Annotated in this window: 26 protein-coding genes; 12 read left to right on the forward strand and 14 right to left on the reverse strand. The window is 44.3% G+C overall.

Annotated features, from left to right (window positions below; genetic code table 11):
• Positions 1-10: 10 nt before the first annotated feature.
• The 3 genes from D7V92_RS05115 to D7V92_RS05125 are packed head-to-tail and all read left to right on the forward strand — an operon-like array spanning position 11 to position 4,095.
• Positions 11-1,252, forward strand: coding sequence for an anaerobic sulfatase-maturation protein (locus D7V92_RS05115; RefSeq protein WP_005862697.1), 1,242 nt, complete (start codon positions 11-13; stop codon positions 1,250-1,252).
• Entirely contained in the window at positions 1,242-2,774 is a 1,533-nt protein-coding gene (locus D7V92_RS05120; protein ID WP_121772424.1) for a TldD/PmbA family protein, read from the forward strand. The genes D7V92_RS05115 and D7V92_RS05120 overlap by 11 nt, the downstream gene beginning before the upstream one ends.
• Position 2,775: 1 nt before the next feature.
• Complete coding sequence (locus D7V92_RS05125) at positions 2,776-4,095, forward strand: TldD/PmbA family protein (RefSeq protein WP_121772425.1); 1,320 nt, start codon at positions 2,776-2,778, stop codon at positions 4,093-4,095.
• A gap of 80 nt (positions 4,096-4,175) precedes the next feature.
• Here the strand turns inward: D7V92_RS05125 and D7V92_RS05130 are convergent, their stop codons facing one another.
• The 3 genes from D7V92_RS05130 to D7V92_RS05140 are packed head-to-tail and all read right to left on the reverse strand — an operon-like array spanning position 4,176 to position 7,279.
• Complete coding sequence (locus tag D7V92_RS05130) at positions 4,176-4,826, reverse strand: hemolysin III family protein (protein WP_121772426.1); 651 nt, start codon at positions 4,824-4,826, stop codon at positions 4,176-4,178.
• A 17-nt stretch (positions 4,827-4,843) separates the two neighbouring features.
• Positions 4,844-5,050, reverse strand: a complete 207-nt coding sequence (locus D7V92_RS05135; protein WP_005857310.1) for a heavy-metal-associated domain-containing protein — start codon at positions 5,048-5,050, stop codon at positions 4,844-4,846.
• A gap of 15 nt (positions 5,051-5,065) precedes the next feature.
• The gene (locus D7V92_RS05140) at positions 5,066-7,279 is read right to left on the reverse strand and encodes a cation-translocating P-type ATPase (protein WP_121772427.1); all 2,214 of its coding nucleotides are present in this window, start codon (positions 7,277-7,279) and stop codon (positions 5,066-5,068) included.
• Positions 7,280-7,494: 215 nt separating this feature from the next.
• Between D7V92_RS05140 and D7V92_RS05145 the strand changes: the two genes are divergently transcribed.
• Positions 7,495-7,944 (forward strand): YhcH/YjgK/YiaL family protein, encoded by a 450-nt coding sequence (locus D7V92_RS05145; protein WP_005857314.1) that lies wholly within the window; start codon positions 7,495-7,497, stop codon positions 7,942-7,944.
• Between the two features lie 53 nt (positions 7,945-7,997).
• On the opposite strand, the gene D7V92_RS22185 is transcribed toward D7V92_RS05145, so the two are convergent.
• The gene (locus tag D7V92_RS22185; RefSeq protein ID WP_005857316.1) at positions 7,998-8,138 is read right to left on the reverse strand and encodes a hypothetical protein; all 141 of its coding nucleotides are present in this window, start codon (positions 8,136-8,138) and stop codon (positions 7,998-8,000) included.
• Positions 8,139-8,273: 135 nt separating this feature from the next.
• Between D7V92_RS22185 and D7V92_RS05150 the strand changes: the two genes are divergently transcribed.
• The 6 genes from D7V92_RS05150 to D7V92_RS05175 all read left to right on the forward strand — a co-directional run bounded on the left by D7V92_RS05150 (position 8,274) and on the right by D7V92_RS05175 (position 14,054).
• On the forward strand, positions 8,274-9,452 hold the full coding sequence (locus D7V92_RS05150; protein WP_121772428.1) for a Xaa-Pro peptidase family protein: 1,179 nt from the start codon (positions 8,274-8,276) through the stop codon (positions 9,450-9,452).
• 43 nt (positions 9,453-9,495) lie between these two features.
• Positions 9,496-11,196: an alkaline phosphatase gene (locus D7V92_RS05155; protein WP_121772429.1), complete on the forward strand. Its 1,701-nt coding sequence runs from the start codon at positions 9,496-9,498 to the stop codon at positions 11,194-11,196.
• 74 nt (positions 11,197-11,270) lie between these two features.
• Complete coding sequence (gene pyrB / locus D7V92_RS05160; RefSeq protein WP_121772430.1) at positions 11,271-12,191, forward strand: aspartate carbamoyltransferase; 921 nt, start codon at positions 11,271-11,273, stop codon at positions 12,189-12,191.
• Positions 12,192-12,203: 12 nt separating this feature from the next.
• Positions 12,204-12,668 (forward strand): aspartate carbamoyltransferase regulatory subunit, encoded by a 465-nt coding sequence (gene pyrI / locus D7V92_RS05165; RefSeq protein ID WP_005862713.1) that lies wholly within the window; start codon positions 12,204-12,206, stop codon positions 12,666-12,668.
• A 92-nt stretch (positions 12,669-12,760) separates the two neighbouring features.
• Positions 12,761-13,327 carry a flavin reductase family protein gene (locus tag D7V92_RS05170; protein WP_005862715.1) on the forward strand — a complete coding sequence of 189 codons (567 nt, stop codon included), beginning with the start codon at positions 12,761-12,763 and terminating at the stop codon, positions 13,325-13,327.
• A gap of 4 nt (positions 13,328-13,331) precedes the next feature.
• The gene (locus tag D7V92_RS05175; RefSeq protein ID WP_005857327.1) at positions 13,332-14,054 is read left to right on the forward strand and encodes a porin family protein; all 723 of its coding nucleotides are present in this window, start codon (positions 13,332-13,334) and stop codon (positions 14,052-14,054) included.
• Between the two features lie 9 nt (positions 14,055-14,063).
• On the opposite strand, the gene D7V92_RS05180 is transcribed toward D7V92_RS05175, so the two are convergent.
• On the reverse strand, positions 14,064-15,338 hold the full coding sequence (locus D7V92_RS05180; protein ID WP_005857328.1) for a hemolysin family protein: 1,275 nt from the start codon (positions 15,336-15,338) through the stop codon (positions 14,064-14,066).
• Between the two features lie 168 nt (positions 15,339-15,506).
• Here D7V92_RS05180 and pheS point away from each other — a divergent pair, with 168 nt between their 5' ends.
• Together pheS and crcB are read left to right on the forward strand one after the other, a co-directional pair.
• On the forward strand, positions 15,507-16,526 hold the full coding sequence (pheS, locus tag D7V92_RS05185; protein ID WP_005857329.1) for a phenylalanine--tRNA ligase subunit alpha: 1,020 nt from the start codon (positions 15,507-15,509) through the stop codon (positions 16,524-16,526).
• Positions 16,527-16,597: 71 nt separating this feature from the next.
• A complete protein-coding gene (gene crcB, locus D7V92_RS05190) occupies positions 16,598-16,984 on the forward strand; it encodes a fluoride efflux transporter CrcB (protein ID WP_008772297.1) in 387 nt (128 codons plus the stop codon).
• Between the two features lie 70 nt (positions 16,985-17,054).
• On the opposite strand, the gene D7V92_RS05195 is transcribed toward crcB, so the two are convergent.
• The 9 genes from D7V92_RS05195 to D7V92_RS05235 form a co-directional block, all read right to left on the reverse strand.
• A complete protein-coding gene (locus tag D7V92_RS05195) occupies positions 17,055-17,831 on the reverse strand; it encodes a glycosyltransferase (protein WP_005862719.1) in 777 nt (258 codons plus the stop codon).
• 2 nt (positions 17,832-17,833) lie between these two features.
• Positions 17,834-19,144 carry a UDP-glucose/GDP-mannose dehydrogenase family protein gene (locus D7V92_RS05200; protein ID WP_008772299.1) on the reverse strand — a complete coding sequence of 437 codons (1,311 nt, stop codon included), beginning with the start codon at positions 19,142-19,144 and terminating at the stop codon, positions 17,834-17,836.
• Positions 19,145-19,280: 136 nt separating this feature from the next.
• The gene (locus D7V92_RS05205; protein ID WP_005857332.1) at positions 19,281-19,685 is read right to left on the reverse strand and encodes a HEPN domain-containing protein; all 405 of its coding nucleotides are present in this window, start codon (positions 19,683-19,685) and stop codon (positions 19,281-19,283) included.
• Positions 19,682-19,996 (reverse strand): nucleotidyltransferase domain-containing protein, encoded by a 315-nt coding sequence (locus D7V92_RS05210; RefSeq protein ID WP_008778387.1) that lies wholly within the window; start codon positions 19,994-19,996, stop codon positions 19,682-19,684. Before D7V92_RS05210 ends, D7V92_RS05205 begins: the two co-directional genes overlap by 4 nt.
• A 141-nt stretch (positions 19,997-20,137) precedes the next feature.
• Positions 20,138-21,415: a hypothetical protein gene (locus D7V92_RS05215; RefSeq protein WP_008772301.1), complete on the reverse strand. Its 1,278-nt coding sequence runs from the start codon at positions 21,413-21,415 to the stop codon at positions 20,138-20,140.
• 12 nt (positions 21,416-21,427) lie between these two features.
• Positions 21,428-22,807 (reverse strand): phenylacetate--CoA ligase family protein, encoded by a 1,380-nt coding sequence (locus tag D7V92_RS05220; RefSeq protein ID WP_121772431.1) that lies wholly within the window; start codon positions 22,805-22,807, stop codon positions 21,428-21,430.
• Positions 22,804-23,835, reverse strand: a complete 1,032-nt coding sequence (locus tag D7V92_RS05225; protein WP_008772303.1) for a CapA family protein — start codon at positions 23,833-23,835, stop codon at positions 22,804-22,806. The genes D7V92_RS05220 and D7V92_RS05225 overlap by 4 nt, the downstream gene beginning before the upstream one ends.
• 155 nt (positions 23,836-23,990) lie before the next feature.
• A complete protein-coding gene (locus tag D7V92_RS05230; protein ID WP_008772304.1) occupies positions 23,991-25,079 on the reverse strand; it encodes a glycosyltransferase in 1,089 nt (362 codons plus the stop codon).
• A 37-nt stretch (positions 25,080-25,116) separates the two neighbouring features.
• Positions 25,117-26,232 (reverse strand): glycosyltransferase, encoded by a 1,116-nt coding sequence (locus D7V92_RS05235; protein WP_008772305.1) that lies wholly within the window; start codon positions 26,230-26,232, stop codon positions 25,117-25,119.
• Between the last annotated feature and the right edge of the window lie 54 nt (positions 26,233-26,286).

Here is a 26,286-nt window from a genome sequence, read left to right on the forward strand (position 1 = left end):
ATAGTATACCATGAATAGTTCCTATATTTCCCCTTTCGCCAAGCCGGTCTACATCATGTTGAAACCGGTTGGTTCTGTTTGTAATTTGGCATGCGAGTATTGTTATTACCTTGAGAAAAGTAAGTTCTATCCGGACGTGAAGAATCACATCATGACGGATCAGATACTCGAGAAGTTCATCAAGGAATACATGGAATGCCAAACCATGCAAGAAGTTTTGTTTACGTGGCATGGAGGCGAGACGCTGATGCGACCTATCAGCTTCTATAAAAAAGCCTTGGAGTTGCAGCGTAAATATGCGGGAGGACGGCAAATAGACAACTGTATCCAAACCAATGGTACCCTATTGAATGATGAGTGGTGCCAATTTTTCAAGGAAAATAATTTCTTGGTGGGTGTATCTATCGATGGCCCGCAAGAGTTCCACGACGAATACCGTAGGAACCGGCAGGGACTCCCCTCTTTCTATAAGGTGATGAAGGGAATCGAGTTGCTGAAAAAACATGGGGTAGAATATAACGCCATGGCCGTCGTGAATGATTATAACGTGGATTATCCGCTGGAATTCTATAATTTCTTCAAGGAACTGGATTGCCGTTTCATCCAATTCGCCCCGATCGTGGAGCGTATCGGCCGGCACAAGGAAGGTACCAAGCTATCTTCTCCCGAGGAGCAAGACGCAGCGATCGAGCTAGCTCCGTTCTCGGTAGATAGCGAGAAATGGGGGGATTTCCTTTGCGCCTTGTTCGACGAGTGGCTGAAAGAGGATGTCGGCAAGTTCTACATCCAATTATTCGATTCCACCTTGGCCAACTGGGTAGGCGAGCAACCCGGGGTCTGCTCCTTGGCCCGCCATTGCGGTCACGCCGGGGTAATGGAGTTCAATGGCGACGTGTACGCTTGCGACCATTTCGTATTCCCGGAATACAAACTCGGGAATATCCAAACAAAGACATTGACGGAGATGATGTACAGTCCGGTACAACAAAAGTTTGGAACGGATAAAGAAGATAAGCTCCCTACGCAATGCAAGGAATGCGAATATCTTTTCGCTTGCCATGGGGAGTGCCCGAAAAACAGGTTCCTCCATACGCCGAATGGGGAGCCGGGACTAAATTATCTATGTAAGGGATACAAGAAATTCTTCAAGCATGTAGCTCCTTACATGGACTTTATGAAAAAAGAATTATTGAATCAACGTCCACCCGCAAACGTGATGGATTGGGCTAAACAACAACAACATGAATATTAACAGACGTGATTTCATTAAAACAGGAAGTATGGTTATGCTTGGAACATTAGCGGCTCCTTCCTTACTAGGAAGTTGCACCGGTAGTGAGAGTGATAAAGCAGCCGGTATTTCATTCGCCATGAATTATTTCAAGGTGAGTGAGGGGGATTTGAGGAAAGTATTGGCGGCAGCCTTGGAGAAAGGCGGGGATTATGCCGATTTGTTTTTCGAGCATTCATACAGGAACAACGTGGGGTTGCAGGATGGTGCCGTAAACCGTGCCTCATCCAACATCGATTTTGGGATGGGCGTACGAGTCTTGGCTGGTGACCAAACGGGATACGCCTACGTAGAGAACGTTACCTTAGACGAGATGCTAAAGGCGGCTCGTACGGCCGCACGTATCGCCACCGGATCAGCGAATACCGCTCCTATCAACTTAACGGAGGAAAAGCATACGAACAATTTCTATAGCGTACAAACACCTTGGGACGAGATAGCCATTAATGACAAGATGCCTTTCTTGCAGAAACTGAACGATCAGATCTTCGCCAAGGACAAGCGGGTCACCAAGGTGATGGCCTCTTTGGGAGACACGACCTCTCATATCTTATTCTGTAACTCGGAAGGGCAGATTTATTACGATTATCGCCCGATGAGTGCTTTGAGTGCCGTCTGTATTATGGAAGATAACGGGAAGATCGAGAACTCGTACGCCGCACGGGCTTTTCGCATGGGAGCGGAATTCCTAACGGATGACCTGATCGACGAGCTTGCCCAAGAGGCGGTGGATAAGACCTCTATCTTATTTCAGGCGATCAAGCCAAAAGGCGGGGAAATGCCCGTTGTCATGGGTGCTGGTGGCTCTGGCATCTTATTGCACGAGGCGATCGGCCATGCTTTCGAGGCAGATTTCAACCGTAAGAACACCTCTATTTTCTCTGATCAACTGAACAAGAAAGTTTGCAACGAGCATATCAACGTGGTGGACGACGGTACGATTCCTTTCAACCGGGGCTCGGTCAATATCGATGACGAGGGTGTGGACGGACAAAAAACCTATATCGTACGGGAGGGAGTCTTGACCAGTTATCTGCACGATCGTATCAGTGCGAAACATTACGGCATCCCCTCTACGGGCAATGGCCGCCGGGAGTCTTTCCGTCAGATGCCTATCCCCCGTATGCGTGCCACTTATATGGAAGCGGGCAACGTGACGGAAGAGGAGATCATCTCTACCGTAAAGAAAGGTATCTATGCCGCCAACTTCACGAACGGGCAGGTACAGATCGGCGCGGGCGATTTTACCTTCTTCGTGAAGGATGGTTACTTGATCGAGAACGGCAAGCTCACCCAACCTATCAAGGATATTAATATCATCGGTAACGGCCCGAAAGCGTTGGCGGATATCACGATGGTGGGTAATAATTATAAAATGGATAACGGCACATGGACCTGCGGTAAGGATGGACAGTCTTGCCCGGTAACCTGCGGTATGCCGTCGGCCTTAGTCAGCAAACTTACAGTAGGAGGAGAAAATTAATATGATAACAAACGAAAATAAGAAATTGGCTCAATGGGCCATGGAATATGCCTTGAAGAATGGTTGCCAGTCTTCACGTGTCACGCTTTACAATGGTTCCAGCAGTTCGTTTGAGATACGGGATATGAAAATAGACCGTCTGCAACAGGCGTCCGAGAACAGCATGGTGGTTCATTTGTTCGTGGACGGCCGTTACGGCTCCTACTCTACCAATCGCTTGGATAAGAAAGAGCTGGAGAAGTTCATCAAGGATGGTATCGCCGCCACTCGTTTCCTCGCCGAGGACAAGGCTCGCACGCTGCCGGACGCTTCCTTATATTATAAAGGTGGGGCGGCGGACTTGCGATTGGTCGACCCGAATTTCGACTCCGTACAACCGGACGACAAGGTATCGTTGGCCATGAGCGTCTGTGAAGAGATCATGGGCAAGGACGACCGGATCATCTCCGCCAACGCTTCCTACAGCGACGAGAAGGACTTTAAGTACATGGTAGCCAGCAACGGTTTCGAAGGCGAGGCTTCCGGTTCCTCTTATGGCTTGGTGGGAAGTGTCAGCATCCGTGGGGAGGGCGACGCCCGTCCCGAGTCTTATTGGTACGACTCTTCCTTATATTATGACGAGCTGGTGAAGACCGGTATCGGTACGAAAGCGCTGGAACGGGTGCTTCGAAAACTGGGACAGCGGAAAGTGGCGTCCGGTAAATATACCATGATCGTGGATAACATGAACTCCAGTCGTCTGCTTTCTCCAGTAATCGGAGCCATTTACGGTTCCTCCATCCAGCAAAAGAACTCTTTCTTGTTGGATAAGATCGACCAAAAGGTAGCGAGCGACAAGATGACCTTGATAGATGAGCCTCATTTGGTAAAGGCTTCCGGCGCACGTTATTTCGATAGCGAGGGTGTTGCCACGAAACGTCTTCCGGTATTCGAGCAGGGTATATTGAAAACGTATTATATCGATACGTATTCCGCCAACAAGATGGGCATGGAACAAACGATCGGCTCTCCCTCGATTCTTACCATGCGGAATGGTGATAAGGATCTGGACGGATTGATCGCCTCTATCGACAAAGGTATATTGGTGACCGGCTTCAACGGTGGAAACTGCAATAGCACGACCGGCGATTTCTCGTATGGTGTGGAAGGTTTCTTGATCGAGAGAGGCAAGCTATCCCAACCGATCTCCGAGATGAACGCCACGGGTAATATGCTCTCCCTATGGAGTAACCTAGCGGAAGTCGGAAACGACCCCCGCCTATCCTCCAGCTGGCGAATCCCTTCCTTGCTTTTCAATGGGGTTGATTTTAGCGGATTATAAATACAAGAAACAACATCCGGAAGAACAAGAATAAAAGAAGCCGGAACCGCTAAACACAGTTCCGGCTTCTTTATTTTTCCTTACACCAAATTATAGATCGCTATAAAATGGCAAACCGTTCCCCCGAGAACAAATAAATGCCATGCGGAATGCATATATTTATATTTATCCAGAAAGAAGAAAATCGTTCCTAAGGAATAGAACAAGCCTCCTCCTATCAACCAATATAAGACATACATCGAATCCGTACGCTGGAAAACATCGATCAAAGGTTTGAAAGCGATAATCACCACCCAACTCATCAGCAGATAACAAACCGTTTTCAAATTATCCTTTTTCTTCATCCGACGGAAACTAAACCATATGCCGATAACCGCGGCCAGCCAAACCGTAATAAATAATCCCCAGCCCCAGAAACCCTCGTCGCGGAGAGCCACCAAGGTAAATGGCGTATAAGTACCCGCGATATGCAAATAAATAGCGCTATGATCCCAACGGCGCAACTGGCATTTTCGCTTGGGATCGGAAGCGGCGTGGTAAAAGGTAGATGTCACATACGAGGAAGTCATGCACAACGCATAAACGGCGAAACTACCGATCACCCACGGATCACCTGTACGAATCCCGGCGATCATCAAGACGACAATCGCCGTTAAGCCGAACAACATGCCCGCGCCATGCGTAAGCACATTCGCTACTTCCTCACCATGAGTCTGTCTTTGTTTTCTCATCCATCCGATCGCTACGACTACAAGGCACTAGCCTTGAAACCGGCCTCCGATACGGCTGAAAGAATGGTCTCCGCCGGAAGATCGGTTGTTATAGTCAATGTTTTATCCGGGGATTTCAAGTCGATCGACCATGCGTCCTCTTTTACTAATTTATTCAATTTAGCGCCGATAGCCGCCACGCATCCGCCACATTTAGCGTTTGTCTTAAATTTTAATGTTGCCATATCTCTACTTATTATTTAAAGTTTACTCCATTTCAACCGTAAGCTATTTAATACCACCGACACGGAACTGAAAGCCATCGCGGCGCTCGCCAACATCGGGTTCAGTAACAGTCCGTTCACCGGGAATAAGACACCCGCCGCCAATGGGATTCCGATCAAGTTATAGATAAATGCCCAGAATAAATTCTGGTGGATCGAGCGAACCGTACGTTTCGACAAGCGGATCGCATCCGGCAATAACATCAAATCCGAAGTAATCAACGTGACCATCGCCACATCCATGGCGATATCCGTTCCCTTACCCATCGCAATGCTCACATCCGCACGGGCTAAAGCTTGCGAGTCGTTGATACCATCCCCAACCATAGCCACTTTCCTTCCGGCGGCTTGCAAGGAACGGATATACTCCTCCTTATCGCTCGGCAAGACATCTGCCTTATAATGACGGATATCCAGCATGGCCGCAACGGTCTCGGCGGTCCGTTTTCCATCGCCGGTCAATAAATGAACCTCGATACCCATTTCTTTCAAGGCCTCTACCGCCTCTCCCGACGTAGGTTTCAACCGATCCGAAATAGCCATGACCGCAAGCAATTCCGATTCCCAACCGTAATAAACGATACTCTTGCCATCCTCTTCCCACCGGATGATTTCCCGCCCAGCCTCGGGCGGAACCATCGCCTTGAAGGTTTCCAAAAAGCCTTTGCTTCCTACCCAATACGTCACGCCATGTACCTGCATTTGGATACCACGCCCCGTTACGCTCTCGAAACTATCAGCGTCGATCTCCGCGGCCTCCGTTCCTTTCAACCATGAGAGGATAGCGGACGCCAAAGGATGCTCAGACTTCATCTCGGCGGTATAAAGGATATCCAGCATATCCCGGCTCGCCTCCGATATCCAGAAAGAGTCTGTCACCTCGGGCACGCCCTCGGTCAAGGTCCCGGTCTTATCCAGCACGACGGTATCCACCTTACAAAGGTTTTCCAAGGCAAAAGCGTCTTTGATCAATATATGATGCTCGGCGCCTTTACCCATCCCGACCATCAAGGCAGTTGGCGTAGCAAGTCCCAACGCACAAGGGCAAGCGATCACCAATACCGATACCGCCGATAAGAGAGCGTACGAGAAGTACCCGCTTCCTCCTACTACCAGCCAGACGATAAAAGTAAGTATCGCCAATCCGACAACGATCGGTACAAATATACCACTTATTTTATCAACGATACGCTGCACGGGCGCCTTACTTCCTTGAGCGGCTTGTACCATCTGTACGATTTGCGATAATACGGTAGCGCTCCCCACCCCGGTCGCCTCCATCAAGAAAGCGCCCTTTTGGTTGATCGTCCCGGCCAAGACCCGGTCGCCTTGTGATTTCACGACAGGGATCGGCTCGCCACTCAACATGCTCTCATCCACGGAAGAGGAACCTTGAGACACCGTGCCGTCCACCGGGATCTTCTCACCGGGACGTACACTGACAAGATCTCCCACCCGCAAGAACGAGATAGAGACCTCTTCCTCCTGACCATCTCGCACACAACGAGCGGTTTTAGGCTGTAATCCCATCAAGCTCTTGATAGCGGAAGAAGTGCTGTTCTTCGCCCGCTCCTCCAGAAGTTTGCCCAACAAGACGAACGCTATGATCACGCCGGATGCCTCATAATAAACATGCGGCTCCAATCCTTTCTCATACCAGAACCGCGGATATACGGTATTGAAGAAACTGAACAGGAAAGCGATCGAGGTACTCAACGCCACCAATGTATCCATATTGGCGCTACCGTGCAACGCATGGCGCACGCCGTTCACGTAGAACGACCGCCCGAACACGATCATAATCACCAAGGCCAGCGCCATCATGATCCAGTTACCGCCGGGCGTATGCATAAACACCATTCCCAGCAGGGCCAGCGGAATGGAAAGTACCCACGCCCCGATCGTATTCCGGCGTAGCTTCCGGTAATGCTCTCGTGCCATCTCTTCCTGTACCGCCGTCGGATCCTCTACCTCCACGACCAAATCGTATCCGGCCTCCTGCACGGCCTCTCTCATTTTCTGAGGAGTAATCAAGGATGGATGGTATTTGACGGAAAGCGTATTCGCCGCGAAATTCACCGATGCCTCCTCCACGCCGGGAAGTCCCTTCACCGTATTCTCTACGTTATTGGCACATACGGCACAACTCATCTCGAGAACCGGTAGTATAATTGTCTCCAAATCTTTCATAGATCGTATCACCTGTTTAGTTATATATAAATGAATAACAAAGATACGATAAATATGATTGCAACCAGATTGCAAACTTTACGAAACAGTATTTACGTACGTTAAGAAACCTAGGAACTTAATAGATTTATTTGAGAAATATGACTATTATTTAACAGGGAAATACCCGACATTTGTAACGATTTTCAAACCAATTACTAAAACTTAATAACAATATGATTCTAGACTCACTTGAGAACTCTAAGCGGATCGAATGTATCCATCCGCTGTTTAAGCAGGCTTTTGACTATGTTAAGTCTACTGATTTTTCAAAAATGGAAGATGGTAAATACGATATAGCGGACGCTGGTTTCACGGTTAGCATCGCCAGCCTCTTCGGAAAGGAGAAGTCGGAAGCGGCCATCGAGACCCATAAGAAGTTCATCGATATCCAATTCCCCTTATTGGGCGTAGAGAAAATCGGATGGAAACCGGGAGATCAATTACTAGAGGAGTCCGTTCCATACAACGAGGAGCAAGATATCGCCTTTTATATCGACAAACCTACCGCCTATACGAAAATCTATCCCGGACAATTCGCCATTTATTTCCCGGAAGACGGGCACGCCCCGGGTATCGGCCAAGGGAATATCCGGAAGGTGGTTATCAAGATCCCGGTCCAATAGTATCGAATACCCTATCTGTTCCGCAAGAATAATCAGCTGAATACTTATATATTCTATATCGGATCTACTTCTATTCTACAAACCACGGCGTGGTCTTTGTAAACCACGCCATGATCTGTAAAGACCACGCCGTGGTTTATAGGATTCACGACGAGAATCAAGGAATAGATACAGATACGATTATCTTTATTCATAAGAAGATTTCCCTATTCAACCGTATATTCGCATATATGCGTTTGTAATACTTTATTCACCTCAAATCCACTTAAATCTCGTAAATTCTTGTTACCTTTGATGCCCGGTACAAAATAAAAGTAATACAAAGGAAGATGATTTCAGAAGAATTGAAGAACGACCTAAAGATAAAATGGGATCGGATGAGAGATGGTATGGCAAAGATGGGTATGGATGCCTGTTTGCTTACCGTAGATGTAAATCTTTATTATACGACAGGACAAATCTATAGTGGTTATTTTTATTTGCCGGTAGACGGTGAGCCGTGGTTCTTGATCAAGCGACCGAACGGGCTTTCAGGACATCAAGTGGAATACATCCGTAAGCCGGAAGACATCCCACCCTTATTTGCGGAACAAGGGATTAAGATGCCCAAAAAGCTCTTGTTAGAGGCAGATGAGTTAACTTATAATGAATACATCCGTTTAGATAAGGTATTCCAACCGGAGGAGGCCGGTAACGCCACCGCTTTCATGCGAAACCTTCGCCGGGTAAAAACCCCTTGGGAGATCGGGCAATTCCGTATCGCCGCCCGCAAGCACGAGGCTACTTATAGCGAGATCCCGGAATGTTTCCGTCCCGGTATGACAGACTTGGAGTTCCAGTACGAGATCGAGAAACGTATGCGCAAGAACGGCTCGATCGGTCTTTTCCGTGCTTTCGGAGCCAATATGGATATCTATATGGGTAGTATTCTCGCCGGGGAAAACGCCGAGACCCCATCCCCTTTTGATTTCGCTTTGGGTGGAGGCGGCATAGACGCTTCTTGTCCGCTAGGCGCTAACGGTACTTTATTAAAAGAAGGTACCGCTATCATGGTGGATATGGCCGGCAATTATACGGCTTATATGACGGACATGACCCGTGTCTTCTCCGTAGGCCGCCTGACGGAGGAAGCTTATCGGGCGCATCAAGTGGCCCTTACGATACAGCAGGAGGTAGAAAACGCTACCCGCCCGGGAACCGCTTGTTCGGATTTATATAATATAGCGGCGAATATCGCTAAGAAAGAAGGTCTTTCGGCTAACTTTATGGGAACCGAGCAACAGGCTAAATTCGTAGGACATGGCATCGGTATACAGATCAATGAGCTACCTGTGCTTACCCCTCGCTCGAAAGAGGAGCTTTTACCGAATATGGTGTTCGCCTTGGAGCCCAAATTCGTGATCCCGGGTGTCGGTGCCGTGGGTATCGAGAACAGTTTCCTTGTAACGGAGACGGGCGTGGAGAAGTTGACACGGTTCAACGAGGAGATCATCCCACTTGGGAATTAAGATTTAATAGAAGAATTTGTTATACATTATTAAATTAAAGCACATGAAAAAAACATTAGCTTTTCTACTTTTGCTGGCTATTATCATTATGCCGGCCAATGCCGTGGAAAAGGAGAACGTGAAGCCTGTCAAGAACGTGATTCTCTTAATCCCGGACGGAACCTCATTGGCGACTATCTCTATCGCCCGTTGGTTGCAATGGTACCAAGATCCCAGCAAACCGAAATTGAACATCGACCCGTATTTGTGCGGAACGGTGCGTACACATTCTTCTAACGCCCCTATCGGCGACTCTGCTCCTACTACATCATGCTACATGACCGGACAGCCGAGCCGTACGGGTTATGTATCCACTTACCCGGAGAACGACGGTGATAACGATATCTACCCGACCGACCCGGCCCGTGCTTTCCAACCGCTTACCACCGTATTGGAGGCTGGAAAGATGTTGCAGGGCAAAGCCACGGGATTGGTTTTCACTTGCGAATTCCCGCACGCTACCCCGGCGGACTGCTCCGCTCATAGCTACAACCGTGGTAAATACGACTGGATCGCTCCGCAGATGGTTCATAATGATATCAATGTCGTTATCGGTGGTGGAGTGTCTATCCTTACGAAGGATATGGAAGATTATCTATTGGCAAACGGATACGGCGTATATAGAAACGACCTGAAAGGTATGCGTGCCGATAATAATCAGAAGATGTGGGCTTTATATGGCAACAAGGAAATGGCTTACGATATCGACCGCAATCCGGAAGAGCAACCTTCTATCGAGGAAATGACTCGTAAGGCGATCGACAAATTATCCAAGAACCCGAATGGTTTCTTCTTAATGGTAGAAGGCAGTAAGGTAGACTGGGCCGCTCATGGAAATGACCCGGTAGGTATGGCTACCGATTTCTTGGCATTCGATCGTGCCTGCGGTGCCGCATTGGAGTTCGCACGCAATAATGGCGAGACTGCCGTTGTCATCGTACCCGACCACGGAAACAGCGGTATCAGCTTAGGTAGAAGAGATTGTAAAGGTTACGATAAATTGACGAAAGACCAATTGTTCCACCAATTCTCCCTGTATAAATTGACAGCCGAGGGTTTCGCCAACAAGGTAAACAGCGTTCCTAACTCAGAAGTGCAAAACGTATTCCGCACCTACGCCGGCTTCGAGCTGACTCCGGAAGAGATGAATGCGTTGAACAATTGCAAGGATTATAAGAATAGCCCGATACCGGAAGACCAACGCAAACCGGAAGATAATTCCTCCATGTACAGTGGCTCGTTAACCGGATTGATGGCGCATATCATCACTTCCCGCACTTGCTTCGGTTTCACTACCGGCGGCCATACGGGCGAGGAAGTATTCCTAGCCGCTTACCATCCGCAAGGAACCTTACCCCTAGGTATGAATACGAACATCGAGCTGAATGAGTACTTATGCAATTTGTTCGGATTGACACACGGAAACTTGGAAGATCTTACAAGCAAGAACTTCGCACGCCACACGGACGTATTCGAGGATTACACTTGCGAGATCATCCCTGCCGCCGACGAGAAAGGTTCTCCAACCTTGATCGTTAAGAACAAGAAAGATAAGAAAAAACAGCTAACGATCACCCCGTTCTCCAATATCGTGAAGTCCGGGAAGAAAGGCCAAGATGAGATACGGTTAAACTCTGTCGTCGTTTATGTCGATAAAAATAACACGTTCTATCTTCCGGCAAGTCTAGTTGATTTCTTAAAATAAAATATAAAGCGGAGGCCCTTCGGTCTCCGCTTTTTTTATACATTCGCGTACATAAGACAGAATATACACAACCTATGAAAAGTAAAAGTTTAGTTTCTATCGATCAATGTTCCAAAGAGGACATTCTTCGTATTCTGGATAACGCAAGGAAGTTTGAGGAGAATCCGAACCGGAAATTACTGGAAGGCAAAGTCGCCGCCACCCTGTTCTTCGAGCCCTCTACACGTACGAGACTGAGTTTCGAGACAGCCGTAAACCGTTTAGGTGGACGGGTGATCGGTTTCTCGGACGCTTCCACGACTAGTTCCTCCAAGGGCGAGACCTTGAAAGATACGATCTTGATGGTAAGCAATTACGTGGACTTGATCATTATGAGACATCATCTGGAAGGAGCCGCCCGCTATGCTTCCGAGGTGACGGATATCCCTATCATCAACGCTGGTGACGGGGCAAACCAACATCCCTCGCAAACCATGCTGGACCTGTATTCCATCCGCAAGACACAAGGCAAACTGGATAACCTCACCATCACGATGGTCGGCGATTTGAAGTATGGCCGTACGGTTCACTCCTTGATCGTGGGAATGTCTCACTTCCATCCGACCTTCCACTTCGTCGCGCCGAACGAGCTGCGCATGCCGGACGAGCAAAAGAACTTCTGCGACAAGCACGGACTCAAATACGAGGAGCATACCGATTTCACGGAAGATATCATCAACCAGACGGATATCCTTTATATGACCCGTGTACAACGTGAGCGTTTCACAGACTTGGAAGAGTACGAGCGGGTAAAGAACGTGTATATCCTGCGTAACGACATGCTGAGAAACAGCCGTGAGAACCTGCGTATCTTACATCCGCTACCCCGTGTGAACGAGATCGCTTACGATGTAGATGACAATCCAAAGGCTTATTACATCCAGCAGGCACGCAACGGGCTGTTCGCACGCCAAGCTATCATTTGCGAAGTTTTAGGTATATCTATCGACGAATAAAAACGAAGTTTTATGTCAGCAGAAAAGAAAAAAGAGTTGCAGGTAGCCGCTTTAGAGAACGGTACCGCCATAGACCATATTCCTCCCAGCCAATTATTCAAGGTAGCCTCTTTACTGGGACTGGAGAAAATGAACAATACGATCACGATCGGCAATAATTTCCATAGCAACAAGATGGGATGCAAGGGTATGATCAAGATCGCCGACAAGTTTTTCGAGGAGGACGAGATCAACCGTATCGCCATGATCGCCCCGAATATTATATTGAACATTATCCGTGATTATGAGGTTGTAGAGAAGAAGACGGTTACTTTACCCGACGAGCTGATTGGCTTGGTCAAATGTAACAATCCGAAATGTATCACCAATAATGAGCCGATGCTTTCCCGCTTCCACGTGATCGACAAGGAGAAGGGAACCATTAAATGTCATTATTGCGAACGTAAGATTAATAAAGAGGACATAATCATTAGATAATTGAAAATTAAGAATTGAGAATTGAGAATTAGCTTTACGGAATCTTTAATTCTCAATTCTCAACTTTCAATTATAAAAACGCAGTTTTTATTATGAAGCACGATTGGAAACCGGGAACCATGATCTATCCATTGCCAGCCGTAATGGTGAGTTGTGGGAATGAGCCTTCCGAGTACAATATAATAACAGTCGCATGGGTCGGTACGATTTGTACGAATCCGGCGATGTGCTATATATCCGTACGTCCGGAACGATTCTCTTATCCGATCTTGAAGAAGAATATGGAATTCGTCATCAACTTGACGAATCGTGAGCTGGCCTACGCCACGGATTGGTGCGGGGTAAACTCAGGGAAAGACCATCATAAATTCGAGGAGATGAAGCTCACTCCCGGAAAAGCGACCGTCGTTAACGCCCCTACGATAGACGAGTCTCCGCTTTGTATCGAATGCCGGGTAAAAGAGGTAATCGCTCTCGGAAGTCATGATATGTTTATCGCTGATGTCGTAAACGTACAGGCCGACGACCGATATCTAGACCCAGAGACAGGGGCTTTTGATATGCAGAAAGCGGATCTTTTGGCTTACTCGCATGGTAAGTATTACGGGTTAGGTGAATTTGTCGGTAAATTCGGCTGGTCCGTGAAAAAGAAAAAATAACGGTATGAAAAAAGTCTACCTTATAGGAGCGTTGCTATCTTTCGGTCTGTTAGCAGAAGCCCAGAGCTTCATGCGTTTCGAGGACAAGGCATTCAACTTTGGAGCCAAAGTAGGATTCAACGCCACTTTCCCAGTCATAAACTCCCTTTCCATCAATGGGAAGGAAGCGGAGAATATAGACATCGAATATAAGGTAGGTTATCTGGCCGCGGTCTTTTGCCGGGTCAATATCGAACGGTTCTTCCTCCAGCCTAGTTTCTCATGGCATCGTTCTGAGGGAAATATCCGTTTTTCCATACCTCAAAGTTTGCCGGAAAATAATATGATGTCCAATACATCGGCAACTACCGACCTCTTGATGATGAAAACCAGTTCCTTAGAGGTTCCCATAATGGTAGGCTATAACCTAGTGAAGAAAGGGCCTTACGGACTTAGCCTTATGGTCGGCCCCAAATTAAAATACAACTATAAGATCGCCTATACGGTAGAGTCTTCCACCACGCACGTAGAATACGTGAATGACAACACCCCGTTCGGAGTCAATATCGCTACGGGCGTAGGGGTTAGCATCGGACGGCTATTCTTCGACTTTGTCTATGAGTTCGGATTGAATCAAGTGGAATCCGATTTCGAGAAAGTCAACAACCCGGTTCCCGAGATTAATTATGATATCAATATTGACAAGCGAACGAACGTGATGAGTATCTCACTCGGCGTACTCTTCTAAAAAGACATTTTACCCATTTTTCAAGTACTTGACCAAAACCTTATCGATCCGGGCGCCATCCATATCTACGATCTCAAACTCAAAGTCCAGCCACTTTAATTTCTCACCCGTCTTCGGTACACGCTCCAATATCTCTAGGATCAAGCCGCTCAAGGTATTATAATCATGCTCGGCATACAAATCCTCCATGTCGAAATATTCCAAGAAATCATAGAAAGAATATTGGCCGTCCACCAACCAAGTACCATCCTCACGTTGTATGATCTCGGACTCCTCTCCGACTTCCGGTACTTGTCCGATTAAGCCTTCCATAATATCCTTCAAGGTTACGATACCTTGGATACCTCCGAACTCATCCGTAACGAGTCCATATTTCACGTGTGTCTGCTTGAAAGATTCCAAGGCGTTATATACGCTCTGGTTCTCGGGAACGAACTGTGCCGGGCGAAGTACTTGGTTGATCGAGAAATCTGGTTGATCGATCCTTCCGAACAAATCTTTCAGATAAACGACCCCTACTATATTATCGAACTTCTCCGAGGCCACGGGATATATATTAAATAAGTTCTCCTCCACTTTCTCCCGAATCTTCTCCGTACTATCCGTCACATCCAGCCAAACCAGCTCGCTACGATGCGTCATGATAGAACCCACGTTACGGTCTCCCAGATTAAAGACCCGCTCTACGATGTCCTGCTCTACCTCTTGCACCTCGCCACCGTCGAAGCCCTCTTTCACGATCGCCTTGATTTCTTCCTCTGTTACCCTATTTTCCTCTTTCGTATCCACGCCCGTCATCTTCACAGCCAACGCCGTACTCTTTGAAAGTAGCCAAACAAAAGGAGAGGATATCAAGGAAAGAAAATTCATGGGTTTAGCAACTAACATAGAGACCTTCTCGGCACACCCCATGCCGATCCGCTTCGGTACCAACTCTCCGAATATAAGTGTAAGATACGTCACGATAATAACGATCGTCGTTTTAGCGATCCCCAACGCATACGGTTCTAGGGCCGGTATTTGCGCTATTATAACAGCGAAATTATGAGCTAACGCCTCGCCAGAGTACAAACCGGTCAAGATACCGATCAAGGTAATTCCGATCTGGATGGTTGAGAGAAACTTATCCGGCTCATTTGCCAGCTTCAAAGCAGTGCCCGCAGATTTATTACCACGTTTCGCTTCGGTTTCCAACCTAGCCTTCCGGGCTGAGACCAAGGCGATTTCCGACATCGCAAGAATTCCATTCAGTAAGATAAGGCCAATAATAATGACTATTTCCATTAATTAATTTATAGTTTGATTATGCTGCGAAGATATATAAATACTTTAATATATAAAACAAGACACCTAAGTGTCTGCGCTTACATTTAACTAAAAAACCTTACGAATCCCTTGCGGTTTCAAAAGAAAGGCGTACTTTTGCATGACAAATACAAAGTGTGATTAGAAATGCTCGATAAAATTAAGGCTCTGCTTCAAGAAGTAGAGAATATGAAAGCGGCAAATGCCGAGGAACTAGAAGCTTTACGTATAAAGTATCTCAGCAAAAAAGGCGAGATATCGGCGTTGATGAATGATTTCCGTAATGTAGCGGCTGATCAAAAACGTGAGGTTGGCAAATACTTGAACGAACTAAAGGAAACAACCCAGAGCAAGATCAACGAATTAAAAGAAAGCTTTGAGAATGTACAGACCGCAAACGATGATATCGATTTGACTCGTACAGCTTACCCGATCGAACTAGGCACTCGTCATCCTCTATCACTTGTAAAGAAAGAAATTTGCGATATATTCGGACGGTTAGGATTCAGCATCGCTGAGGGACCGGAAATCGAGGATGATTGGCATGTCTTCTCTTCCTTGAATTTCGCCGAGGACCATCCTGCCCGCGATATGCAAGATACGTTCTTTATCCAGCATAACCCGGATGTATTGCTTCGCACACATACTTCTTCCGTACAGACCCGAGTAATGGAAAAGCAAGAACCGCCTATCCGTATCATCTGTCCGGGACGTGTATATCGTAATGAGGCTATCTCCTATCGTGCTCACTGTTTCTTCCATCAAGTAGAAGCGTTATATGTGGATAAGAACGTCTCATTCGCCGACTTGAAACAAGCCTTGTTGTTCTTCGCCAAGGAAATGTTCAGTCCGGATACAAAAATTCGCTTGCGTCCTTCTTACTTCCCGTTCACGGAGCCATCCGCCGAGATGGACATCTCCTGCAACATTTGTGGAGGTAAGGGTTGCCCCTTCTGTAAAGGAACCGGTTGGGTAGAGATCCTCGGTTGCGGTATGGTAGACCCGAACGTGCTTGAGAACTGCGGTATCGATAGCAAGGTTTATTCAGGCTACGCGTTGGGAATGGGTATCGAGCGTATTACCAATTTGAAATACCAAGTAAAAGACTTACGCATGTTCTCGGAAAACGATGTTCGTTTCTTGAGACAGTTTGAGTCGGCCAATTAAATTGAAAACCTAAATCATTTACCATCTCCCCGGGCCTTAACCTAGCCCGGGGGAAACACACTAGGTTGATTATGATAAAGGTTTTTCTTTTAATAATAGGAGGAGCTATCGGATCTGCGCTACGGTTCGGAGTTTCCACGTGGGTGCAACGATCGATGCTTTACTCCTTTCCTTTTGGTATCTTGTCGGTCAATGTGATCGGCTCCTTTTTAATCGGCTTCTGCTGGAGTATAGCGGAAGCCTATAATTTTTCTATCAATACAAGAGCTTTCCTATTCACTGGTCTTTTCGGTGGTTTCACGACTTTCTCTTCTTTCGCTCTCGACACGATGGTACTTATGCGTACCGGAGAATACAAGATGGCACTACTCAATGTACTTGCCAGTAATATCCTTGGTTTGATAGCGGTCTTCCTTGGGATCATACTTGGGAAGAATATCATTGCAATGATCAAGTAAATAAATAAAAAAACACGGCACAAGTCAGTCATGACAAGGCCGTGTTATATCGAATAAAGCTGTTTCCAAATTATCTATTTACTAACCTCAAGAATACTTTCTTAGAAAAATAAGAAGGTAAAAACAGAATAAAGAAATACAGATACGAAGCCATCGGGGAATATCCGAGAACCGTTCTATAAACACGTAAATTATACTTTATGAGAGACCATTTATTCCGAGAGATAGAACTTGAGTGAATTCGGTAAATCGCCAATGGCTCTTTCAAGCCGTAAGCGACCTCACAACGCCTAAGTATGGTAAGCCATAACCCCCAATCTTGCCGTTTACGTAATTCCGGCATAAAGACCTTTCCCACTTTCTCCGTATCATAGACAGCGGTCAAGCAGCCAATCCCATCATCACACCGCATAGAGAAATAGGTCTCCCTTCTTTTTCCGATAACAATGCTGGAAATCTTGCCACTCTCGTCGCAAGTCATATACGAGGTATAAGATAAGGCACAATCCTTCTCTCGCATAAAAGCTAACTGTTTCTCCAGCTTCTCCGGACGCCATCGATCATCACTATCGCAAAAAGCGATAAACCGTCCTTTGGCCTCCGAGATAGAGCGATTCCGGCAAACACCCGCCCCACAATTCTTTTCTAACCGGAACAACTTAATACGGGAATCCCTTTGAATATACCGCTCTATGATCTCAACAGAACGATCCGTAGAGCAATCGTCGGTAATCAACAGTTCCCAATTAAGATAAGTCTGAGAAAGAATCGACTCAATGGTTTCCGCTATAAAAGACGAAGAATTATAAGAAGGAGTAATAATGGAGACCAAACCGAAATTATCCATAACTATTTTCCGATGCATTCATAGGTAAAGCCTAGCTCACCCAATTCCTTCGCGTCATAGATATTGCGACCATCCAGCAGCAAAGGTTGCCTCATTACTTTCTTGATCACGGCCCAACTTGGCAAGCGAAACTGTTTCCACTCGGTCAACAACAACAATGCGTCCGCATCGATTACCGCCTCATACATATCCTTCGCATAAACAACCCGATCAGCAACTCTACGTTTGCACTCGCCTATCGCCACAGGATCAAACACCTTGACCACGGCACCCGCTTTCCGTAAAAGATCAATCATCACCAAAGAGGTAGCCTCACGCATATCATCCGTCTCCGGCTTGAAAGACAAGCCCCAGAGAGCGATCGTTCTCCCCTCCAAAGAGTCAAAATGTTTTCTAAGCTTCGTATAAAGGATCGTCTTCTGACGTTCATTCACCTCCTCCACGGCCTTTAGCACTCCCATCGGATAACCATTCTTTTCCGCCGTCTTGATAAGAGCCTTCACGTCTTTAGGGAAACAACTACCTCCATAGCCACATCCCGGATACAAGAATTTATTACCGATTCGACTGTCCGAACCGATCCCCTTCCGGACCATATTCACGTCAGCGCCAACCAACTCGCAAAGATTCGCTATATCATTCATGAACGAGATACGAGTAGCCAACATGGAATTAGCCGCGTACTTAATCATCTCCGCCGAGGGAATATCCGTAAAGATCACCCGGAAATTATTCAGGAGAAACGGACGATAGAGCTTGCTCATCATCTCCTTCGCCCTCTCCGACTCCACACCGACCACTACCCGGTCCGGACTCATGAAATCCTTGATGGCCGCACCCTCCTTCAAGAACTCCGGATTCGAGGCCACATCAAAGGGGATATCCATCCCACGTTTACTCAACTCCTCTTGAATCGCAGCCTTTACCTTCCGTGCCGTACCCACGGGAACCGTACTCTTGGTTACCAATACCGTATATTTCTTAATATATTGGCCAAACGTACGAGCGACCTCCAGCACATAACGCAGGTCGGCGCTACCATCCTCGTCCGGTGGCGTACCCACGGCGCTAAAAACGATATCCACGTTATCCAGACAAGAGGCCAGATCCGTCGTAAAATGAAGTCTGCCTTCCTTGGAATTACGCAATACCATCTCTTCCAACCCCGGCTCATAAATCGGGATATTCCCCTCCAACAAGCCATTTATTTTCTCCCGGTTGACATCCACGCAAGTGACATCAACCCCCATCTCGGCAAAACAAGTCCCGGACACCAGGCCTACGTAGCCGGTGCCGATAATTGCGATATTCATAAGTTATAAGATTATATATTTCAGGAAATCTATAGAGAAGTCAAGTTTTGGTATACGTATATTACGCATACCAAGCCAAATGATATGCGATATTCAATTTTTTAAACTATTTACGGCAAAGAAGACAAGGATAGCCTCATGCTTTTCCCTCTATCAACGAAAGCAAGGTATTCAAATAATTATCAACAGAATCCATCAAGGGAAGAATCTCATTGGCATCGATCACAATCCAATCATCATAATCCCCACTTTGTCTCAACTCAAATAGTTTACTATAAAAACGTCCCAAGTCTTTACTGATTATTCCTGTACTTACAAAATGAAGACCTAATAAACGAATCACTCCTGAATGCGTAGAAGCCTGAAAGCCATTTTTAATTAACAGTGCCGTGGTCATATAATAACAAGCATAATACATTCTATTAGCGGCCGCATGCCAATAACCACACTCTACGATCCCTTTGGTTTCCTCCCAAGTATCAAAAGCTCTAGCCTTTCTTGCTATAACAAGGGCTTCCCGTTCTTCATCTGTTAGATTCATAGTTCTATACCATCTAATTCCACATTCTTGAAAAAAGGAGTACCTTTACGTTTCATCCATTCAGTAAAGGTATATAACTTAGTGCTAAAATATTCGCCAAATTGCCATCCTAGGTCGATTAAAGGATAGGCATAGGTATCAAAATCCGCAGAGGTTATCTTTTCCTTGTCCAACAATATTAGAATATCCCAATCCGATTCATCATGGACATCTCCACGGGCTTGCGAACCAAACAAAAAAACCTTTGTTCCAGCTGGCATCACTTGCTTTATCAAAGCCCTAAGAGAATATAATATATCGTCCTTCCTCATTGTTGTACAAAATAAACATATTATCATACGATCGATCATATTGATTTACAGCCATCGCACGATAGTTACCACCACAAATATACTTACTTTTAGCTAGGCCACAAATATTCTTCTTGATTTTTATCGTATAAGACACCTTGCCTACATAGCCGGTACCGACAATGGCATTATATACAACCCCCGTTTTCCAGTACGAGGCGAATCAAAGCATAGGTACTTCCCAGAAGGGGATACTCTGGGATGTAAATCGCAAGCTATATGGCATTTAAAATCTTTCGTTTGAAACTCTTTGGGAGAGTAGATACTTAGCAACAAATCCGCACTTTGAGTATTGATATCAGCCTTATAGATTTTTGCCATCCTATATTTATCCGGATAAGTATCCGCCACAAAAGACGTATCCGAGATAAAGGACTGATGACCATCCGAATTCAACACATCCCCTACTATTATTTGATAATGATCTACATCTTTCATGTCATACAATACATGACAACTGTTACCATTTATAATGCAAGACGCTATCAATTGATTCCTGTTATTCCATACATAATGAGAACCGGACTCTTGAGTAGGTAAGGTAATAAGTCGCCGATCACGCAAATCATAAATCATGATCTTGGTATGCCGCCTCATATAATCCCCATCGGTTGGTATTTTCCGGTATAAGAAAGAAAGATACCGACCGTCTTTCGAGAACTCCGAATGGGTTACAAAATGCATATACCCCTGCCTATAGGATTCATCTTCCATCTGTGCCAACTCAGACAAAGAGATAAGCAACTCTGAAGTATTCTCCTTTAAATCCACCAAGAACAAACCGCTATCTTTAGGTGCCGGATCATCCAATTTCCCTCCATCCCGATAAGGATAACCATACCCGGGCATACAACGCTCCAAGCGCTCATAACTAAAAGAAGAGGCCAAAGATCTTTGCTCATCTTGATAGACCGCATCAATCGGGCAGTCTATTACTTGGTATTCCCCTGTCGATAAATCATGAATCTTAGACACAAGCCGATTCGCTATCGCCGTATTATAAATCATCCGGTTCTTATCCAACCATTGCAGCCTGCATCCTTTATGATAATTCCATGCGTAAGAAGTATCCACTCTATGAAAGTCTTTTATAGTGCCTTGTTCCAAATCAAAATATCCGACATCCAGTCCATCAGACGGTAAAGGCATACGCAAATCCAACCTATTTTGATTCGCCAATAGCTTGGTCTCATCAAAAGAAAAAGGCGTGACATCGTGAAATCCAAAAAAGAAGCCTTCCCGGTATTGATAGGGAGAGGCGAAATACTCCTTCTTCCTTGGCAGCAAATCAAATATGCCTTGATACATATTCCGCACGAACTGCTTTAAGGCTGGATTTTTACGGACGAGGTTATAGATGGTAGATTCTAGTTTATTCATAAATCAATATGATTATTTTTTCAATTCAGAAACAACTGCCTTAAACTTCCCTGCTTTTGTACGGGGAATCTCATCCACATACTCAAATTTCACCTTCATGGTGGGGCTTATCCATTGAGATATATTTACCAACAATTTCTTCTCCGTAGCCATACTATAGGAATTCCTTCTCACAATACGTAAAATCATCTCCCCCGATACTTTTTGAGCTACTTGGCACTCCTTTATCTCCGATGTATCCTTGAATATATAGTCCAAACGTTGAATATGAAGCCCCTCTGGTGTAACTATATAGTCTTCATTCCGACCAACAATATCTTCTATAATTTGGCTATGTAATCCACATCCACATTCCCGGTCGGAGAACACTGCCGTATCCCCGTTTTGATAACGGATAAAAGGCATACCAAGATTAGCGAACCCGGTAGCCAAAATCTCACCCTGCACCCCATTCTCTACGGGAACAGCCAGATCCAATTCCATATGACCAATCTCGAAATCCTCGTGATAAACCGAGTGGGTACAATGGGTAGCGATAGCGGCTTGCTCAGAAAAACTATACAACTCATGGATTTGGACACCTTTAAAAACAGCCTGTAAGATGTTTTTCTGATTCTCGTATAACTTCTCGGCACCCGTGAATATGTGTTTAGGAGGAAAATCCAAAGCCATCTTCACATTAGTCAACTCATTTGCGAAAGCTGCCATAATAGATGGATATCCTATAAACATCTCTATACTCTTTGAATTAATCCAATTTACAATATCTCGTATTTTCACTTCATTCAGCTGATGCATATTGATGAAATAACGGTTCAAGACACGATCATATCTCCAGTAAGGAGGTTTTGAGGTTGAAATAGGAACGATAGGACGACCGGAAAAGTTAACGCAAGCCTTTCCCAAAGTAAAACCAAACCTATTTTTATACCTTTGGTCTACCGCCCAATAATAAGCTGCACTATATTTAGTCCAATAGAAGTCCAACGCTTTTCCCGTTGAACCACTGGTGTTAAATCGTATAAGTTCCTTTCGGGGAATATTATCAGCCACTAGGCCAAGCCAATTCTCACGGATTTCTTCCTTCGTCAGAATCGGGAACTTTTGCAAGTCTCCCAATTGCTTAAAATCAGAAGGGGATAAACCTACGTCAGTATATTTCTTTCGATAATAAGGACAGTGATTATAAGCTTGTTCCAATATTTTAAAGGTATGTTCTTCTTTATAAGAACGAATCTGTTCTTTTGACCAACCATGGGTTGAGTTCAAGAAGTCCAAGATCTTATAAAAGTCATCGTTAAAACGCTGTTTCTTTAGCTTGTATCCGTGAAGAGAGACTGCGATGTTTTGAAGCCAATAAGGAAGGGAAGAATATAGAGATAGTTTATTCATTTTCTAAATATTTTACGTCTAACAATAAAATCTTTCAATAAAAAGAGTAATACATCAAATCGAAGTTTAAAGATATTCTTTATAAAATAAAATCTACTTATCAACCGATTATGGCGAATTCGACTAATATCTTGCATATAATATGTTTCATGCAAAACATCTCTCCCATATAATGTATTCAGGTAATCAAACTGCACTTTATAAGGAATTTCTTCTGCGGATACTTCGATAGGGAAATAGTCATTTTCTATTTTTATATAAGAATGAGATACTCGAAACTCCTTCTCATCTCTTTCCACATTGACAATCGCTCCATAACAAGTAATCGAATTCTTCATATTAAAGACAAAGTTACCTATAGAATAATAGATATACTTTCCTTTATACACCTCATACCCTTGTAAAACATGGGGATGCAATCCAATAATCAGATCAAAGCCTAAATCAATAAGCCAATGAGCGAATTTTTCTTGATCCGGATAGGGATAATTCATATATTCATTACCCCAATGTAAATAAACGATCTTAAAATCAGCATCTTTGATTTTCTGATACTCTTTTTCGATATCCACATATTCCGGGGAATGCCAATATAATGGTGGTTTGAAATGTTCTTCTTTACGAAGAGAGAAAGAGGTAATTGAAATCTTACTCGACTTATATTCAAACAAAATGCTCTTCTTATCTATATCTCCAAAATAATCACTACCAAACGATTTTATATTCTTTAGCGTTTCACGATAAGCAGAACTTCCATGTTGCATAATATGGTTGTTCGCCACACAATAATAATTAAAATGAAATATATTTTTTAAGAACTTAGGTGCAATCCTGAACATCTCTGCCTTGTATCCTTTCAATTCTGAAGTATCAGAAGTTACACCTTCAAAGTTACCAATCCAAATATCTCCTTTCCTCTTTTGTATTTTAGAAAAGGGATCTTTTCCCGATTTTATCGAAGTACCGACACCTGCTCCTAAATCAAAGAAACCCTCTGTTAGAGAAATATCACCCGTTATTCGTATCATTATCTTATACTCTTATATGTAACTGAATAATTAGAACTGGCCTTGCTTATATCAAATGAGATACCGATGTAATATCTTTACAGATTATATATACAATGGTCTTTATATCGTATTATTGAAAAAGGAGATATAACATAGTATTTATAAATTAATACCTATTTAAGTAACTCTTTATAAACCTGCTGGTAAGATTCTGCCATGGTGTCTGAGCTAAAACACAAGCTTCTTTGCCTACATCTCTCCGCAACACTCTCATAGAAGGATCGATCCTCCATCAGTCGTTTGACGTGGGCCGCTAGGCCTTTCTCATCATGGAGTTCAAATAAAAGCCCTGCGCCTTCAACCACCTGCGACAGCCCCTCTACATTCGAGGCGACCACTGGTTTCCCAGCGGCCATCGCCTCTAATACAGACAAGCACAACCCTTCAAAACGTGAAGACATCACCACGATATCTGCCGCTTTTAATATAGATACCGCATCGTTCCTAAATCCTCCGAAAATAACCCGGTCAGACATCCCCAAACTCCTTGCCAACGCTTTGTCTTCTTCCAATAAAGAACCTTCTCCCACGAAGAAGAGATAAAAAGAATCTGGCAATTGAGTGAGCATACGTATCACCGTCTTCTGATCTTTCTGTTCATAAAATTTAGCAACCTGTACGATCAATACAGCCTCCTTGGGAATCCCTAGACTTTCTCGGCGCACTACCGGAGCAGAGCGTACCTCCTCAATCCCAACCCCATTATTGATGGTATATAAACGCTCCTTCAGACCAAACCTAGATCTTAGCATCCTAGATACATCATCAGAAACCCCTATGACCGCATCATAACGGGTATAAATAAACCGTTCTAGTGGATTCAAGAGCTTAATGGATTGCCGATTATTAAACGAACTATGCTCGGTTAACACCAACTTACAAGAGGCTGAGGAGAAAAGTTTCGCTAACGCCACCCAATAAAGAGCTGGAAACAGATGAACATGAACGATCTCATATTCCTTGATGATCTTTCTCAACCGGAAAAAAAACTTAGGGTGGTAGCAGGAATATCTCCGGTTCTCCAGATAAATAACCTCACACCCCAACGCCTCTAACTCTTGGTCAAAGGTAGGAGCAAACAGGGATAAGGAGACTATGCTCACCGAGTTCCCTTGAGCGATTTGATAGGCAGCTAAGTCCCTCACAACTCTCGCAGCCCCGTTCCCTCGCCACAATTGGTGGATTACATGGAGTATTTTCATGTAACAAATAATTTTAATTAGTCTATAATTATTACTTTTAGAATTTCAATTTCTCATTAAGCAACTTGATCTGAAATTTTGGTGTCCATTTCTGATCAATCTCCGCATAACATTTTTCTCTAATATCATTACGATTATAGCATTCATTATTGAACCATTTAGAAATGGTTTCGACTAATGATTTTAAACTATTCATCTCGAAAAATGCTCCTGTCTCCCCTTCTTTTACTGCCTCAAATTCAGGTGCTTGATTTTTAAAGTCATTGTGAGTTACAACAGGTGTTCCAAACATTAGAGAATGCATAGCTGTTAAACCAACAAATCCAGGCGAAACACATAGATCCGCGCTATACAAAAGTCTAGCATTAACCGCTTCATCATAGCATTCTCCATAAAACCAAACGCACTGTTCAAGACCTTTATCAAAAACAAGTGCTTTGAGTTGCTCCATCATTTCTCCATCTCCTACAAAAATTAAATTAAAACGATGAAGCTGTTTATTAAGCATATAAAGAGCCTCTATAATTAAATCTAGTTTTTTCTTTTTCGTTAACCTCCCTATAAATATTAAAGTATGATTAGAATTTCCAAAGTGTTCAGTATAAATATTGCTACATCTTAAACTATTTCTTATTTTTAGTTGCTTATCATAATCCAATGAGTTATAAATTACATATAATTTATTTGCATCAAAGCCTTGTTGTATCATTAGTTCCTTGGCATAATTACCGTATAAGAATATACCATCAGCCATACTGAAAAAAACTTTTTTCAAAAAGACCTTACACCTATTTTCTCTTCCGTACCAACCATGTGTCCACATGTAGATATACTTCGCAGAGTGAAAAGTCTTCAACTTTATTAGCAAAAACCATGTAGATAAGCATATGGGTTCACCCAAAATCAAATAAGTTTTAGCATTTTGATTTTTCTGAAAAGGAAAGACACCGGCCTGCCAATAGATAGCTTTCTTTTTGAAGATCTTTATATTCTTTCCTATCGTTACATTTTTTAAGCAACTTAGGTCCAACCCCTTTACATTCGTTTTATTTTCACCAAAAAACCATCGACAATCATAATATTTATCAATTAATTGATAAATATTATTACGATAATGAGGTGCTATATTAAAAATAAGACAAAGTTTATTCATGATTTGTTTTAATTCATTTATATATCATAACAAAACAAGTAAAATTCGCAACAA

The sequence above is a fragment of the Parabacteroides sp. CH2-D42-20 genome, assembly GCF_003670185.1.
GTDB classification, from domain to species: Bacteria; Bacteroidota; Bacteroidia; order Bacteroidales; family Tannerellaceae; genus Parabacteroides; species Parabacteroides distasonis.